The organism is Pseudomonas sp. CFBP 5748, from assembly GCF_053850495.1.
The window spans coordinates 72,311-85,474 of sequence record NZ_JBSPTN010000006.1 but is presented as its reverse complement, the minus strand read 5'-3'; the positions used below and the strand labels follow the sequence as shown (position 1 = coordinate 85,474).

13 protein-coding genes are annotated in these 13,164 nt (G+C 61.7%); 6 read left to right on the top strand and 7 right to left on the bottom strand.

The window, feature by feature from the left end:
- Positions 1-283: 283 nt before the first annotated feature.
- Positions 284-514: a VF530 family protein gene (locus ACWNZ1_RS15370; protein WP_135847012.1), complete on the top strand. Its 231-nt coding sequence runs from the start codon at positions 284-286 to the stop codon at positions 512-514.
- A 9-nt stretch (positions 515-523) separates the two neighbouring features.
- A complete protein-coding gene (locus tag ACWNZ1_RS15365) occupies positions 524-1,162 on the top strand; it encodes a Pr6Pr family membrane protein (protein WP_256453695.1) in 639 nt (212 codons plus the stop codon).
- 148 nt (positions 1,163-1,310) lie between these two features.
- On the opposite strand, the gene ACWNZ1_RS15360 is transcribed toward ACWNZ1_RS15365, so the two are convergent.
- The 3 genes from ACWNZ1_RS15360 to ACWNZ1_RS15350 are packed head-to-tail and all read right to left on the bottom strand — an operon-like array spanning position 1,311 to position 2,657.
- Positions 1,311-1,520 (bottom strand): DUF1289 domain-containing protein, encoded by a 210-nt coding sequence (locus tag ACWNZ1_RS15360; RefSeq protein ID WP_135847014.1) that lies wholly within the window; start codon positions 1,518-1,520, stop codon positions 1,311-1,313.
- Positions 1,517-2,041 carry a gamma carbonic anhydrase family protein gene (locus ACWNZ1_RS15355; RefSeq protein WP_256453696.1) on the bottom strand — a complete coding sequence of 175 codons (525 nt, stop codon included), beginning with the start codon at positions 2,039-2,041 and terminating at the stop codon, positions 1,517-1,519. The genes ACWNZ1_RS15360 and ACWNZ1_RS15355 overlap by 4 nt, the downstream gene beginning before the upstream one ends.
- Positions 2,042-2,057: 16 nt before the next feature.
- The gene (locus tag ACWNZ1_RS15350; RefSeq protein ID WP_135847016.1) at positions 2,058-2,657 is read right to left on the bottom strand and encodes a CoA pyrophosphatase; all 600 of its coding nucleotides are present in this window, start codon (positions 2,655-2,657) and stop codon (positions 2,058-2,060) included.
- Positions 2,658-2,802: 145 nt separating this feature from the next.
- Here ACWNZ1_RS15350 and ACWNZ1_RS15345 point away from each other — a divergent pair, with 145 nt between their 5' ends.
- The 3 genes from ACWNZ1_RS15345 to ACWNZ1_RS15335 all read left to right on the top strand — a co-directional run bounded on the left by ACWNZ1_RS15345 (position 2,803) and on the right by ACWNZ1_RS15335 (position 5,458).
- A complete protein-coding gene (locus tag ACWNZ1_RS15345; protein WP_135847017.1) occupies positions 2,803-3,354 on the top strand; it encodes an NUDIX hydrolase in 552 nt (183 codons plus the stop codon).
- 41 nt (positions 3,355-3,395) lie between these two features.
- Positions 3,396-3,902, top strand: coding sequence for a L,D-transpeptidase family protein (locus ACWNZ1_RS15340; protein ID WP_135847018.1), 507 nt, complete (start codon positions 3,396-3,398; stop codon positions 3,900-3,902).
- A 632-nt stretch (positions 3,903-4,534) separates the two neighbouring features.
- Positions 4,535-5,458: a scabin-related ADP-ribosyltransferase gene (locus ACWNZ1_RS15335; protein ID WP_280944361.1), complete on the top strand. Its 924-nt coding sequence runs from the start codon at positions 4,535-4,537 to the stop codon at positions 5,456-5,458.
- A gap of 86 nt (positions 5,459-5,544) precedes the next feature.
- On the opposite strand, the gene ACWNZ1_RS15330 is transcribed toward ACWNZ1_RS15335, so the two are convergent.
- Positions 5,545-5,856 (bottom strand): Nif3-like dinuclear metal center hexameric protein, encoded by a 312-nt coding sequence (locus ACWNZ1_RS15330; protein ID WP_135847020.1) that lies wholly within the window; start codon positions 5,854-5,856, stop codon positions 5,545-5,547.
- A 4-nt stretch (positions 5,857-5,860) separates the two neighbouring features.
- Positions 5,861-9,757 (bottom strand): phosphoribosylformylglycinamidine synthase, encoded by a 3,897-nt coding sequence (gene purL, locus ACWNZ1_RS15325; RefSeq protein ID WP_135847021.1) that lies wholly within the window; start codon positions 9,755-9,757, stop codon positions 5,861-5,863.
- Between the two features lie 288 nt (positions 9,758-10,045).
- Here purL and mltF point away from each other — a divergent pair, with 288 nt between their 5' ends.
- A complete protein-coding gene (gene mltF, locus ACWNZ1_RS15320) occupies positions 10,046-11,506 on the top strand; it encodes a membrane-bound lytic murein transglycosylase MltF (protein WP_135847022.1) in 1,461 nt (486 codons plus the stop codon).
- Between the two features lie 125 nt (positions 11,507-11,631).
- On the opposite strand, the gene pdxJ is transcribed toward mltF, so the two are convergent.
- Positions 11,632-12,375: a pyridoxine 5'-phosphate synthase gene (pdxJ, locus tag ACWNZ1_RS15315; RefSeq protein WP_256453698.1), complete on the bottom strand. Its 744-nt coding sequence runs from the start codon at positions 12,373-12,375 to the stop codon at positions 11,632-11,634.
- 49 nt (positions 12,376-12,424) lie between these two features.
- Positions 12,425-13,114: a DNA repair protein RecO gene (gene recO / locus ACWNZ1_RS15310; protein WP_135847024.1), complete on the bottom strand. Its 690-nt coding sequence runs from the start codon at positions 13,112-13,114 to the stop codon at positions 12,425-12,427.
- Between the last annotated feature and the right edge of the window lie 50 nt (positions 13,115-13,164).

Sequence of the window (13,164 nt, the reverse complement as noted above, 5' to 3'; positions counted from 1 at the left end):
GAACCTTGAGCATAGAGAAGGCTTTCTTTGATCTTTGACTGGAAATGAGCTGAACGCAGAAGCTTCGCCACAACAGAAGAAGCGTTTCAGCAGGCGGCGCAAGGATAATGTTCTGTTCTCAATAGAGAAAGCGCTTTTGTTGACATGGATCATTTCGGTTTTGGTAACAGTGTGCCGGGCACGATCCAGGCCTTGAGACGAGATGATGAAGGCTATGCTTCCACCACAGGGGCACCTCGGCTAAGGTGCGCGGCTTTACACCCTTTTCGCGCAAAGGCCTGCCATGAACGAACCGAACAACAACCCGCTGCACGGCGTGACGCTGGAGCAGATCCTCAACGCCCTGGTGCAGCACTACGAATGGTCGGGGCTGGCCGAGCGCATCGATATCCGTTGCTTCAAGAGCGACCCGAGCATCAAGTCGAGCCTGACCTTCCTGCGCAAGACGCCGTGGGCGCGGGAGAAAGTCGAGCGCCTGTACATCAAGTTGATGCGCACCAAGCGGCCAGTCTGAGCCGTGGCCATGGATCTGCGTCTTCGTCCCGCGCAGCTCGTGGCGGTGGCGGCGTTGCTCGGCTGGACCGGTTTGAGCGTCCAGCTGTACCTGATTCTGTTGGGCCGGTGGGAACTGGGGGCAAGCCTGCTGGGCGGGCTGGTGAACTTCTTCAGTTTTTTCACGGTGGTGACCAACACCCTGGTGGCGGTGGTGCTGACCTGGGAACTGACCCCTCGCAAATCTGCGGCGCGGCGCTGGTTCCTGCTGCCCGGCGTGCGCAGTGGCATCGCCGTGAGCATCGCCCTGGTCAGCCTGGCCTATAACCTGCTGCTGCGGCACCTGTGGCAACCCGAAGGCTGGCAGTTCGTGGCCGACGAGTTACTGCACGACGTGGTGCCGTTGATGTACCTCGCCTATTGGTGGCTCTCTGTGCCAAAAGGGACCTTGCGTCTGGGCCACATCGGGCTTTGGGTGATCTACCCCTTGGTGTATTTCGCCTGGCTCCTGCTGCGCGGGGAATTACTGGCGGCCTACCCCTACCCTTTTACTGATGTGGCGACCCTGGGTTATCCACAGGTGTTCATCAATGCCGGGGGGATATTGGCCGGGTTTGTCGGGATTGCGTTGGCGGTGGTGGGAGTGGATCGGTGGTTGGGGCTGAAATAGAAGCCTGTGGAAGCTGAGAGCCAACCTGTGGGAGCAAAGCTTGCTCGCGATGCAGGCACCCTGGTCTTTCAGATGGACCGCGTTATCGTTCATCGCGGGCAAGCCTTGCTCCCACAGGTTTGGCTCCCACAGGGATTTGTATCCACAGTCACCGCCTCACCGGCAACATCCACACCAGCCCACTGCTCTTGGCCCGTTCATGACACAACGCCAAGACACTGCGCCGTTCCTCGTTGTCCATCCGACTCCAACGGGTGATTTCCGCCACGGTGCGCTGGCAGCCGGTGCAGATGTCGTCATCGTCCAGCGCGCAGATGTTCACGCAGGGCGAAGGCACCGGGCGTTCGGGGGCATTCATTGTTCTTGCTCAGCGAGGTCGCGGGCATAGCGCTGCGCGTTGTGGACGTAGTGGGCCGCGCTGGCTTCGAGCATTTTCTTCTGGGCCTCGGTCAATTCCCGCACCACCTTGCCGGGCGAGCCCATCACCAGCGAGCCATCGGGGATCTCTTTGTTTTCGCCGATCAGCGCATTGGCGCCGATAATGCAGTTCTTGCCGATCTTCGCGCCGTTGAGGATCACCGCGTTGATGCCGATGAGGCTGTAGTCGCCCACCGTGCAGCCGTGGAGCATGGCGTTATGGCCGATGGTCACGCCAGTGCCGATGGTCAGCGGGTAGCCCATGTCGGTGTGCATCACCGTGCCGTCCTGCACATTGCTGTTCTTGCCGATCAGGATCAGCTCGTTGTCGCCGCGCAGTACCGCGTTGAACCAGACGTTGGCGCCCTCTTCGAGGCGGACCTTGCCCACCAGCGTGGCGTTGGGCGCGACCCAGCTTTGTGGGTGGGTTTCGACATGGGCATCGCCCAGGCGGTATTTCATGGGAATCCTCGGGGCTTCAGGTATTGATGAAACTCTTGGGCGGTGTGTGCAGATCGATGCCAGCGTCGTACAACAGGTTCACCAGCTCGACCACCATGATCGCCGTCAGGCCCCAGATCTTGTATTCGCCAAAGCGATAGCTGGGCACGTACCAGCTGCAACCCTGGTAATCGATGCGGTGCGTGTGCTCACGGGGATCCTTGCGGAAAAACTCCAGCGGCACGCTGAACACCGCGGCGATCTCGGCATCGTTGGCCTGGTACTCGACGTAATCGGGAATCACCCCGACATAAGGCGTGACCTTGATGCCGTGCAGTGAGATCAGCGGGCTGAGGGGACCGATCACTTCCACCAGGCCGGGGGGCAGGCCGATTTCTTCCTCGGCTTCGCGCAGGGCGGTGAAAATCAGGTCCGGGTCTTCCGGGTCGCGACGCCCGCCGGGGAACGCCACTTCGCCGCCATGGGTCGAGAGACCGCTGGCGCGCAGGGTAAGGACCAGTTCCGGTTCATCACTGCGGGTAATCGGCACCAGCACCGCCGCTTCAGGAAAACGTCGGTCGGTCTCCAGGGTTCGCGGGGTATGGTTGCTTACTCGATGCAGTAGCTCGTCCAGCATGAGACTTCTCGATTTATTCGCTACCTTGCATCATGCACCAATCAAGCAAGGGGCCCAACCCCCGCACCGCGTCGTGTCGCGAAACGACAACTTGCCGACCCCGCCCTCGCACGCCAAGATAGGCGCAGCATTCAGGAATCCAAGCATGAAATTCTGCAGCCAGTGCGGTAACCCGGTGACCCAGCGCATACCCGAAGGCGACTCGCGCCTGCGCTTTGTCTGCGACACCTGCCACACCATCCATTACCAGAACCCCAACATCGTCGCCGGTTGCGTGCCGACCTGGGGCAGCAAAGTCTTGTTGTGCCGCCGCGCCATCGAGCCACGGCGTGGTTACTGGACCCTGCCGGCGGGCTTCATGGAGAACGGCGAAACGGTCGAACAGGCCGCCGTGCGCGAAACCGCCGAAGAAGCCTGCGCCCGCGTGCGAAATTTAAGCATCTATACGCTGATCGACGTACCGCACATCAGCCAAGTGCATGTATTCTTCCGCGCCGAACTGGTGGACGAGGATTTCTCCGCCGGGCCCGAGAGCCTGGAAGTGAAACTGTTCGAAGAAGCGGAGATTCCCTGGGATGAACTGGCGTTCCGCACGGTGGGCCGGACCCTGGAATATTTTTACGCGGACCGACGAACCGAGGATTACCCGGTGCGATCCGAATCGATCCCGCCACTGGCTCAGCCTGCCAATACATAAAAAATCAATATAGCCGCGACACCTCTAGGGATATCGTTTCAATGCGCTGGTTGCTTGTCCTGTTCTGCTTGTCGTTCACCGCTGTGTCCCAGGCCTCTGCACTGGGAACCTACAACGGCAAAACCATCGAAAAAGTGCTGGTGCTCAAGTCCGCCCATCAATTGCAATTGATCAACGACGGCAAGCCGCTCAAGACCTATCGCATCTCCCTGGGCAAGGGCGCCAAGAAGGGCCCCAAGCTGATCGAAGGCGACAAGCGCACTCCCGAGGGTTTCTACTGGATCGACTGGCGCAAGACCAGCGACCGTTTCTACCTGTCGATGCACATCTCCTACCCCAACATCAGCGACTCCGCCCGCGCCCGACGCGAAGGCGTGGAGCCGGGGGGCATGATCATGATCCACGGCACCCCGGATTCGGAAGAAAACCCCGAGCAACTGTTCCATACGCTGGACTGGACCGATGGCTGCATTGCCATGCGCAATGTCGACATGCGCGAGGTTTGGAACCTGGTGCCGGATGGGACGATGATCGAGATCCGTCCGTAGCCTCACGCTTCTGTGGCGAGGGGGATTGATCGTTCCCACGCTCTGCGTGGGAATGCATCCCGTGACGCTCTGCGTCACCTTCCAGAAGCGGAACGCGGAGCGTCCCTGGCGACATTCCCACGCAGGAGCGTGGGAACGATCGATGTGTTTTTTCAGCCTTAAAAATCACATGATTGTGATTTGTTCCATGAGAGCTTGCTCCCGCTGGGCTGCGCAGCAGCCCCCAAAGCAGTCATGCCTGACATACCGAGTTGTCAGGACTTGGGGCTATGTCCCTCCCACTTCTTGTTACAAGTCCCCGAAAGCGCAACGCAACCGTCCCCCCCACCTTGATCTACCCTCAGAACTGATGCGGTGGGTCGAGGCTCTGCCCAGTAGGTCGCCCCCGCAGAATTCAAAGTGAGACGTGTCACGTCGAAGCATAGGTAGTCATGACGTATGTGATTCGACAGGGCTTCACCGTTCCAGATGAGACATCAAATCATGACAACTCATAACGGTTTACCCGGGCGACAGCTGTCGTCGCGGTAGCGTGCGCGTGTGTGTGGCAGTCGGGCTCCAAAGCGTGGGGGGCCGATGAAAAACAGGAGCAGTGGTATACCGCCTGGCTTCAGGTCACGGCGGATCCAAGCGTGGATATCCACAAAACCACGCCCTCGTTGCGCTGGCGTACCGACATGGACACGCTCTACCGGGGGGATACGACGGGTCAGGGCCTCAGTGCCTTCACGAAGGGGCTGTTGCCCAAAGCAGTGGACTTCCCCAAGATCGAATGGAGGTACGACTGGTACAGCCACGGAGGCGGGATCGCTAAGTCTGTGTTTAGCAGCACAACGCGCAAAAAGAGCGTCGCCGAGCACTACGCCAGCGAGTGGTTGTACGAGTTCAAAGCCCCCCATGGAATCGACCAGGTGCAATCGGGGGGGCACTTTCCCGGCGAGGAGGAAATCAGCTTCCCGGGCGGGGTCAAGGGGCACTTCATCAAGCAGGCCTGCAAGCCAATCGATTTTGTCGATTGCGTGCAGAACCCAAACTACCGTGAACCCACCGGCCGCGAGACGATGCAGGACGTCGCCGCGATGTCCATCGACTGGCGCCGGCTGACGCCTCCAGTGGGACTGGCATGGGTAACGACCAAACAATCCCTCTGGGCAGTCGGCTCTACGACGGTCAACCCCGTGCAGGGCGCGGATGCGCTTACCCATGGGTTACGGGGCTGGAATTCTTTGCCACCGAACTTGAGATACGCGTTGGATCAGGAGAGCCACCTGGCTCATTCGATCGTTATGGCATTTCGAGACTATAGCGAAGCCAAGTTCTGGGCAACCGAGAGAGCCTCAAACGGCGGTTGGGTCTATGAAGTCAGGTCCAACGTCGTAGCGGTGGATTTGTCGGTACCTAATGCTGGTCCGCGTGAAGGCGGCTTCGCGTTCATCGGCGGTATCAAGGGAGGCCTGCTGTTGAACGCCCGTCGTTTCGCGAAAGGCGTGAGTGAACCGGTCGAGTGCATCGGCATAGAAAAGGAAGCTTGCAGGCTCGAGAACATCCACCAATAGAGTAGGTCGGGTTTTCAGCATTAATCACGCCCAATAAAAAACCCGCTGAATCAATCAGCGGGTTTTTCATTCAAGCGCCAGAAGGATCAAAAATCCTCCAACCGCCACACCTCATACGCCGGTGTCTCGTAGGGATGGCTCTGCTTCAACGCCGCCACCACCGAACGGATCAACTCATCGGCAACGACAAGCTCCACCTTCCACTCCTCGACCTGCTCGACCTGCCCCGCTTCGCCAATGAACGGCTGGCTGCCGTCCAAGGGGCGAAACTGGCCCTGGCCCAGCACTTGCCAGGCGCAGTGGTCATAGTCGCCGATACGCCCGCCACCGGCGGAGAATACGGCGCTTTTGACCACCTCCAGGTGGCTGGCCGGGACGAAGAAGCAGAGCTTGTACACCGCCTCAGTTCACCCAGACGCGGGCGTTGCGGAACATGCGCATCCATGGCGCGTCTTCGTTCCAGTCGTCCGAACGCCACGAGTTCTGCACTGCGCGGAAAACCCGCTCAGGGTGCGGCATCATGATCGTGACGCGGCCGTCGCGGCTGGTCAGGCCGGTGATTCCGCGCGGCGAGCCGTTCGGGTTGGCCGGGTAGGTTTCGGTGACCTTGCCGTGGTTGTCGACGAAACGCAGCGACACGCAACCGGACAGGTCGGCTTCGAGCAGGGCTTCTTCGCTTTCGAATTCGGCATGGCCTTCGCCGTGGGCGATGGCGATCGGCATGCGCGAACCGGCCATGCCCTGCAGGAAGATCGAGTTCGACTCCTGGACCTGGACCATCGCCACGCGGGCTTCGAACTGCTCGGAACGGTTACGCACGAAGTGCGGCCAGAACTCGCTGCCCGGGATCAGCTCGTGCAAGTTGGACATCATCTGGCAACCATTGCACACGCCGAGGGTGAAGCTGTCGGTCCGTTCGAAGAAACCCTGGAACGCATCACGGGCGCGGCTGTTGAACAGTGCCGACTTGGCCCAGCCTTCACCGGCACCCAGTACGTCACCGTAGGAGAAACCGCCACAGGCGACCATGCCCTTGAAGTCGTTCAGGTCGACACGGCCAGCCAGGATGTCGCTCATGTGCACGTCGATCGCGCTGAAACCGGCGCGGTCGAATGCCGCCGCCATTTCCACCTGACCGTTGACGCCCTGCTCACGCAGCACCGCCACCTGTGGGCGAATACCTTTCTTGATGTAAGGCGCGGCCACGTCGTGGTTGACGTCGTAGCTGAGCTTGGCGCTCAGGCCCGGGTTGTCTTCTTCCAGCAGCGCGTCGAATTCCTGCTCGGCGCAGTCGGCGTTGTCGCGCAGGCGCTGGATCTGGTAGCTGGTTTCCGCCCACTGGCGCTGCAACAGGCTGCGCTGGCCTTCGAAGACGGTGTCGCCGTTGAAGGTGATGTTGATGTGGGCGTTGTTGATCGGCTGACCGATCACCGAGACGCAGTCGGCCAGGCCAGCCGCGCTGAACTGGGCGAGGATGTCCGGGGTGGCGTCCTGGCGAACCTGGATCACCGCGCCCAGTTCTTCGTTGAACAGGATGGCCGGGATTTCAGCGGTGGACTCGGCAACGCTGTCGAGGGTCAAGCTCAGGCCGCAATGGCCGGCGAAAGCCATTTCCACCACGGTGGTCAGCAAACCACCATCGGAACGGTCATGGTAGGCCAGCAAGTGACCGTCGGCGTTGAGGCCCTGGATGACGGCGAAGAACGCCTTCAGGTCTTCGGCATCATCGACGTCCGGCGCTTGCGAGCCGAGCTTGCCGTGCACCTGGGCCAGGATCGAGGCGCCCATGCGGTTCTGGCCACGGCCCAGGTCGATCAGGATCAGGTCGGTGGTGCCCTTGTCCATGCGCAGTTGCGGGGTCAGGGTCTGGCGGATGTCGGTGACTGGAGCAAAACCGGTGACGATCAGCGACAGTGGCGAGGTCACGCTCTTGTCCACGCCTTCATCGTTCCAGCGCGTGGCCATGGACATGGAGTCCTTGCCCACCGGGATGGTGATACCCAGCTCCGGGCACAGCTCCATGCCGACGGCCTTGACGGTGTCGTACAGACGGGCGTCTTCACCCGGGTGGCCAGCGGCGGACATCCAGTTGGCCGACAGCTTGATGTCGGAGATCTTGCCGATGCGCGAGGCCGCGATGTTGGTCAGGGTCTCGCCAATCGCCATGCGGCCCGACGCCGGAGCGTCCAGCAGTGCCAGCGGCGTACGCTCGCCCATGGCCATCGCTTCGCCGGTGTAGACGTCGAAGCTGGTGGCGGTCACGGCAACGTCGGCCACCGGCACCTGCCACGGGCCGACCATCTGGTCACGGGCCACGAGGCCGGTGATGGTGCGGTCGCCAATGGTGATCAGGAAACTTTTGCTCGCCACGGCCGGGTGGTGCAGTACACGTTCGATGGAATCAGCAACGTCGAGCGTCGACGGGTCGAAATCATCGCCCAGCTCGGCTTCGCGAACGGCCGAACGGTGCATGCGCGGGGCCTTGCCCAGCAACACTTCCAGCGGCATGTCCACCGGGCTGTTGCCGAAATGACTGTCGGTGACGGTCAGTTGCGGCTCGGCGGTGGCTTCACCGACCACGGCGAACGGGCAGCGCTCGCGCTCGCAAATGGCCTGGAAGCGTTCGAAGTCGGCCGGGCCGACCGCCAGGACGTAACGCTCCTGGGATTCGTTGCTCCAGATTTCGTGCGGGGCCATGCCCGGCTCGTCGTTCGGAATGTTGCGCAGTTCGAAGCGGCCACCACGGCCACCGTCGTTGACCAGTTCCGGGAAGGCGTTGGACAGGCCACCCGCGCCGACGTCGTGGATAAAGCTGATGGGGTTGTGTTCACCCAGCTGCCAGCAACGGTCGATGACTTCCTGGCAACGACGTTCCATTTCCGGGTTTTCCCGCTGGACCGAGGCGAAGTCCAGGTCCGCCGAGCTGGTGCCGGTGGCCATGGAGGAAGCCGCGCCGCCGCCCAGGCCAATCAGCATGGCCGGGCCACCGAGGACGATCAGCTTGGAGCCGACCAGGATTTCGCCTTTCTGCACGTGGTCGGCGCGGATGTTGCCCATGCCGCCGGCGAGCATGATCGGTTTGTGGTAACCGCGAACTTCTTCACCACGCGGAGTGGTAATGGACTGTTCGAAGGTACGGAAGTAACCGGTCAGGGCCGGACGGCCGAATTCGTTGTTGAACGCCGCGCCCCCAAGAGGACCTTCGATCATGATGTCCAGGGCGTTGACGATGCGCTCAGGCTTGCCGTATGGCTTTTCCCACGGCTGTTCGAAGCCGGGGATCTGCAGGTTCGACACGGTGAAGCCGGTCAGGCCAGCCTTGGGCTTGGCACCGCGACCGGTGGCGCCTTCGTCGCGGATCTCGCCACCGGAGCCGGTAGACGCACCCGGGAACGGCGCAATCGCGGTCGGGTGGTTGTGGGTCTCGACCTTCATCAGGATGTGCACCGGCTCCTGGACCGCACCGTACTGGCGGGTCTCAGGGTTCGGGTAGAAGCGACCGGCGACGTTGCCGACGATCACCGCGGCGTTGTCCTTATAGGCCGACAGCACACCTTCGTTGTGCATCTGGTAGGTGTTCTTGATCATGCCGAACAGGCTTTTTTCCTGGCTCTGGCCGTCAATGTCCCAACTGGCGTTGAAGATCTTGTGGCGGCAGTGCTCGGAGTTGGCCTGGGCGAACATCATCAGTTCGATGTCGTGGGGGTTGCGCTTCAAGCCCTGGAAGGCGTTGACCAGGTAATCGATCTCGTCTTCGGCCAGGGCCAGGCCCAGCTCGGCGTTGGCTTTTTCCAGCGCGGCGCGGCCGCCGCCCAACACGTCGATGGCGGTCAGTGGCTTGGGTTCGGCGTGGCTGAACAGGCCGGCGGCCTGTTCCAGGTTGCCCAGTACGACCTGGGTCATGCGGTCATGCAGGCCGTCGGCGATCAGTTGGGCCTCGGCCTCGCTGAACTCACCGGCGACATAAAAGGCAATACCGCGCTCCAGGCGCTGGATTTTCGCCAGGCCGCAGTTGCGGGCAATGTCACTGGCCTTGCTCGACCACGGCGAAATGGTGCCAAAACGCGGCAACACCAGAAACAGGCGACCGGCCGGCTCCTGGACGGGAACACTGGGACCGTACTTCAGAAGGCGCGCAAGCACCTGCTGTTCGTCGCCGGTCAAACCGCCGGTGACTTCGGCGAAGTGAGCGAATTCAGCATACAAGCCACTGACAGCCGGTACCTTCTGGCTCAGTTGCTCAAGGAGTTTGCTGTGGCGAAAGGCAGAAAGGGCAGGAGCGCCGCGCAGGATCAACATCTTCGGGACAGCCTCGGGAAGGGGGTGTGCTTTGAGGCCGTGCATTCTAGCCTAAACCGCCGGCAACGGCACCCGAAACGGCACGTGCGGTGCAGGCCGAATGTCGGTCTGTGCGCCAATGACCCTGTCGGGGGCCTAATGCCGTGACCATGGCGAGTTATTTTTCAGCGGTGCAAAGCTCGTCCCACGCCAGCCCGCCTGCGTTACGGACATGTTTTGCAACGGCTAGCAGACTGGCCTTTTGCTGTCGAGATATGGCGGCAGGGGCCGTTTGCGTATACTGCGCAGATGTTTTCCCCAACGGCTTTGCGTCCGCGGTACGCCAAATGGCTGATCGCTACCGGACTCTTCCTGGTGCTCAGTGGTTGTGTTGAGAAACCCAACACACTGGAGCGCGTAAAGGAGGATGGCGTGCTGCGGGTGGTTACCCGAAACAGCCCTGCCACCTACTTTGAGGATCGCAACGGTGAAACCGGCTTCGAATACGAGCTGGTGAAGCGCTTCGCCGAGGATTTGGGGGTGGAACTGAAGATCGAGACCGCCGACAACCTCGATGACCTGTTCAACCAGGTCGGCAAACCCAACGGCCCGGTGTTGGCGGCTGCCGGCCTGGTCAGCAGCGAGCCACGCAAGAAACAGGTGCGGTTTTCCCACGCCTACCTGGAAGTCACCCCGCAAATCATCTATCGCAACGGCCAGTCCCGCCCCACCGACGCGGCCGCCCTGGCCGGCAAGAAGATCATGGTGCTCAAGGGCAGCACCCATGCCGAACAACTGGCGCAGTTGAAACAGCAATATCCAGGCATTGAATACGAAGAGTCCGACGCCGTTGAGGTGGTCGACCTGTTGCGCATGGTCGATGAGGGCCAGATCGACCTGACCCTGGTCGATTCCAACGAAGTGGCGATGAACCAGGTGTACTTCCCCAACGTACGCGTGGCCTTCGACCTGGGCGACGCCCGCAGCCAGAGCTGGGCGGTGGCGCCCGGCGAAGACAACAGCCTGCTCAACGAGATCAACAGCTACCTCGACAAGGTCCAGAAGAACGGCACGCTGCAACGCCTGAAAGACCGCTATTACGGGCACGTCGATGTCCTCGGCTACATGGGCGCCACCACCTTCGCCCAGCACTTGCAGCAACGGCTGCCCAAATACGAGCAACACTTCAAGGCCTACGCCAAGAAAGAGAAAGTCGATTGGCGCCTGTTGGCCGCGATCGGCTATCAGGAATCGCTGTGGCAACCGACGGTGACGTCCAAGACCGGCGTGCGTGGCCTGATGATGCTGACCCAGAACACCGCCCAGGCCATGGGCGTGTCCAACCGCCTGGATCCGAAGCAGAGCATCATGGGCGGCGCCAAGTACCTGGCCTACATGAAGGACCAATTGGACGAGAGCATCCAGGAGCCGGACCGTACCTGGTTCGCCCTCGCCGCCTATAACGTGGGCAGCGGTCACTTGGACGACGCCCGCAAACTGGCGGCCAAGGAAGGGCTGAACCCGAACAAGTGGCTGGATGTGAAGAAGATCCTGCCGCGCCTGTCCCAGAAACAGTGGTACAGCAAGACCCGCTACGGCTACGCCCGGGGCGGCGAGCCGGTGCATTTCGTGGCGAACATCCGTCGCTACTACGACATCCTGACCTGGGTCACGCAGCCGCAACTCGAAGGCAACCAGGTGGCCGAGGGCAACCTGCACGTGCCGGGTGTCGACAAGAGCAAGCCGAACCAGGAAACCCCACCGCTCTGATTGCCATACACCACCCTTAATGTGGGAGCGGGCTTGCTCGCGAATGCGATTTGTCAGTTAACGATTATGTCGACTGATACACCGCTTTCGCGAGCAAGCCCGCTCCCACAGGGGATAGTGTTGGATCAAGGCTTAGCGGCAGCCAGGATCAGCGCTTTCATTTCCGACACCGCCGACTTGAACCCGACAAACAACGCATGGGCCACCAGCGCATGGCCGATGTTCAGTTCATTGATGCCCTTGATCGCCGCGACGGCTTCGACGTTGTGGTAGTGCAGGCCATGGCCGGCGTTGACGATCAGGCCCTGGGCCAGGCCGAAGGCCACGCCATCGGCCACCCGTTGCAGCTCATCGGCCACGGCCGTTGGCGTTTCGGCATCGGCATAACGGCCGGTGTGCAATTCGATGGCCGGGGCGCCGACACGCTTGGAGGCTGCGATCTGCCGCTCGTCGGCATCGATGAACAGCGACACCTCGGCACCGATCTTCGACAGCCGCTCCACCGCCACCCTGATCCGCGCTTCCTGCCCTGCCACGTCCAGGCCGCCTTCGGTGGTCAGCTCCTGACGCGTTTCCGGCACCAGGCAAATGTGTGCCGGGCGGATGCGCTCGGCGAACGCCATCATTTCTTCGGTCACGCCCATTTCGAAGTTCATGCGGGTTTGCAGCACGTCCTTGAGCAGCAGCACGTCGCGCTCCTGGATGTGGCGACGGTCTTCACGCAAGTGCACGGTGATGCCGTCGGCACCCGCCTCTTCGGCGTCCAGTGCGGCCTTGACCGGATCCGGGTAGCGCGTACCGCGGGCCTGGCGCAGGGTGGCGACATGGTCGATGTTCACGCCGAGAAGAATGCGATTGCTGGTGCTCACGAAAAGGCTCCTGAATGGACAAATAGTCGGCCCACAGCATACGGGTTGATCAGGGCTTGCGAAACAGCTCGCGACTGACCAGCGGCCGACCGCCCAGATGAACCGCCAGGGCCTGGCGCATCAGACGCTTGGCCGCCGACAACGCGCCCGGCGCACTCCAGTCCGCCTCGGCCATGGCCAAAAGCTCGGCACCGTTGAACAGCCCGGGTTGCAACAGGTAGACCTGCTCCAGGCCAGCATCCACCTGCAAGCGGTACAGACCGTCTGCTGCGATAGGCTCGCCGTGCAAGTCGGTGTTCAGGGCGAACCCGTAGCCGAGGTCGTCCAGCAGCCGCCATTCGAACGAGCGCAGCAGCGGCTCCAGCGCACGGCCTTCGGCCAGGGCCTGCAGCGTGGCGGCGTAATGGTCGAAGACGGCGGGATGGGGATCTTCAGCGGGCAGCAGGCGGATCAGCAATTCATTAAGGTACAAACCGCTGAACAACGCCTCGCCGTTGAGCCACGCCGCGACGCCGTTGCTTTCCATGCGCCCGACATTCTTCAACTCGCCCCGACCGCGGAATTCGACTTCCAGCGGCACAAACGGCCGCGCCAGCGTCCCAGCCTTGCCCCGCGCGCCCCGCAACACCGCCCGCAGCCGACCTTGCGGCGTGAGGAAATCCACCAGGGCGCTGCTTTCGCGGTAGGCGCGTGAGTGCAGGACGTAGGCGGGTTGGGCGATGGGTTGGGTCTGGGACATGGAAACGAAGTCTCACGGGCCGAGCACAATTTATAAACAACATAAAACCA

What these genes read in the sequence shown, in the direction of transcription:
- ACWNZ1_RS15350 (WP_135847016.1), bottom strand. Translation starts at nt 2,657, where the DNA reads ATGCTGGACGAGCTACTGCATCGAGTAAGCAACCATACCCCGCGAACC.
- ACWNZ1_RS15345 (WP_135847017.1), top strand. Translation starts at nt 2,803, where the DNA reads ATGAAATTCTGCAGCCAGTGCGGTAACCCGGTGACCCAGCGCATACCC.
- ACWNZ1_RS15365 (WP_256453695.1), top strand. Translation starts at nt 524, where the DNA reads ATGGATCTGCGTCTTCGTCCCGCGCAGCTCGTGGCGGTGGCGGCGTTG.
- ACWNZ1_RS15355 (WP_256453696.1), bottom strand. Translation starts at nt 2,041, where the DNA reads ATGAAATACCGCCTGGGCGATGCCCATGTCGAAACCCACCCACAAAGC.
- recO (WP_135847024.1), bottom strand. Translation starts at nt 13,114, where the DNA reads ATGTCCCAGACCCAACCCATCGCCCAACCCGCCTACGTCCTGCACTCA.
- ACWNZ1_RS15370 (WP_135847012.1), top strand. Translation starts at nt 284, where the DNA reads ATGAACGAACCGAACAACAACCCGCTGCACGGCGTGACGCTGGAGCAG.
- ACWNZ1_RS15340 (WP_135847018.1), top strand. Translation starts at nt 3,396, where the DNA reads ATGCGCTGGTTGCTTGTCCTGTTCTGCTTGTCGTTCACCGCTGTGTCC.
- purL (WP_135847021.1), bottom strand. Translation starts at nt 9,757, where the DNA reads ATGTTGATCCTGCGCGGCGCTCCTGCCCTTTCTGCCTTTCGCCACAGC.
- ACWNZ1_RS15360 (WP_135847014.1), bottom strand. Translation starts at nt 1,520, where the DNA reads ATGAATGCCCCCGAACGCCCGGTGCCTTCGCCCTGCGTGAACATCTGC.
- mltF (WP_135847022.1), top strand. Translation starts at nt 10,046, where the DNA reads ATGTTTTCCCCAACGGCTTTGCGTCCGCGGTACGCCAAATGGCTGATC.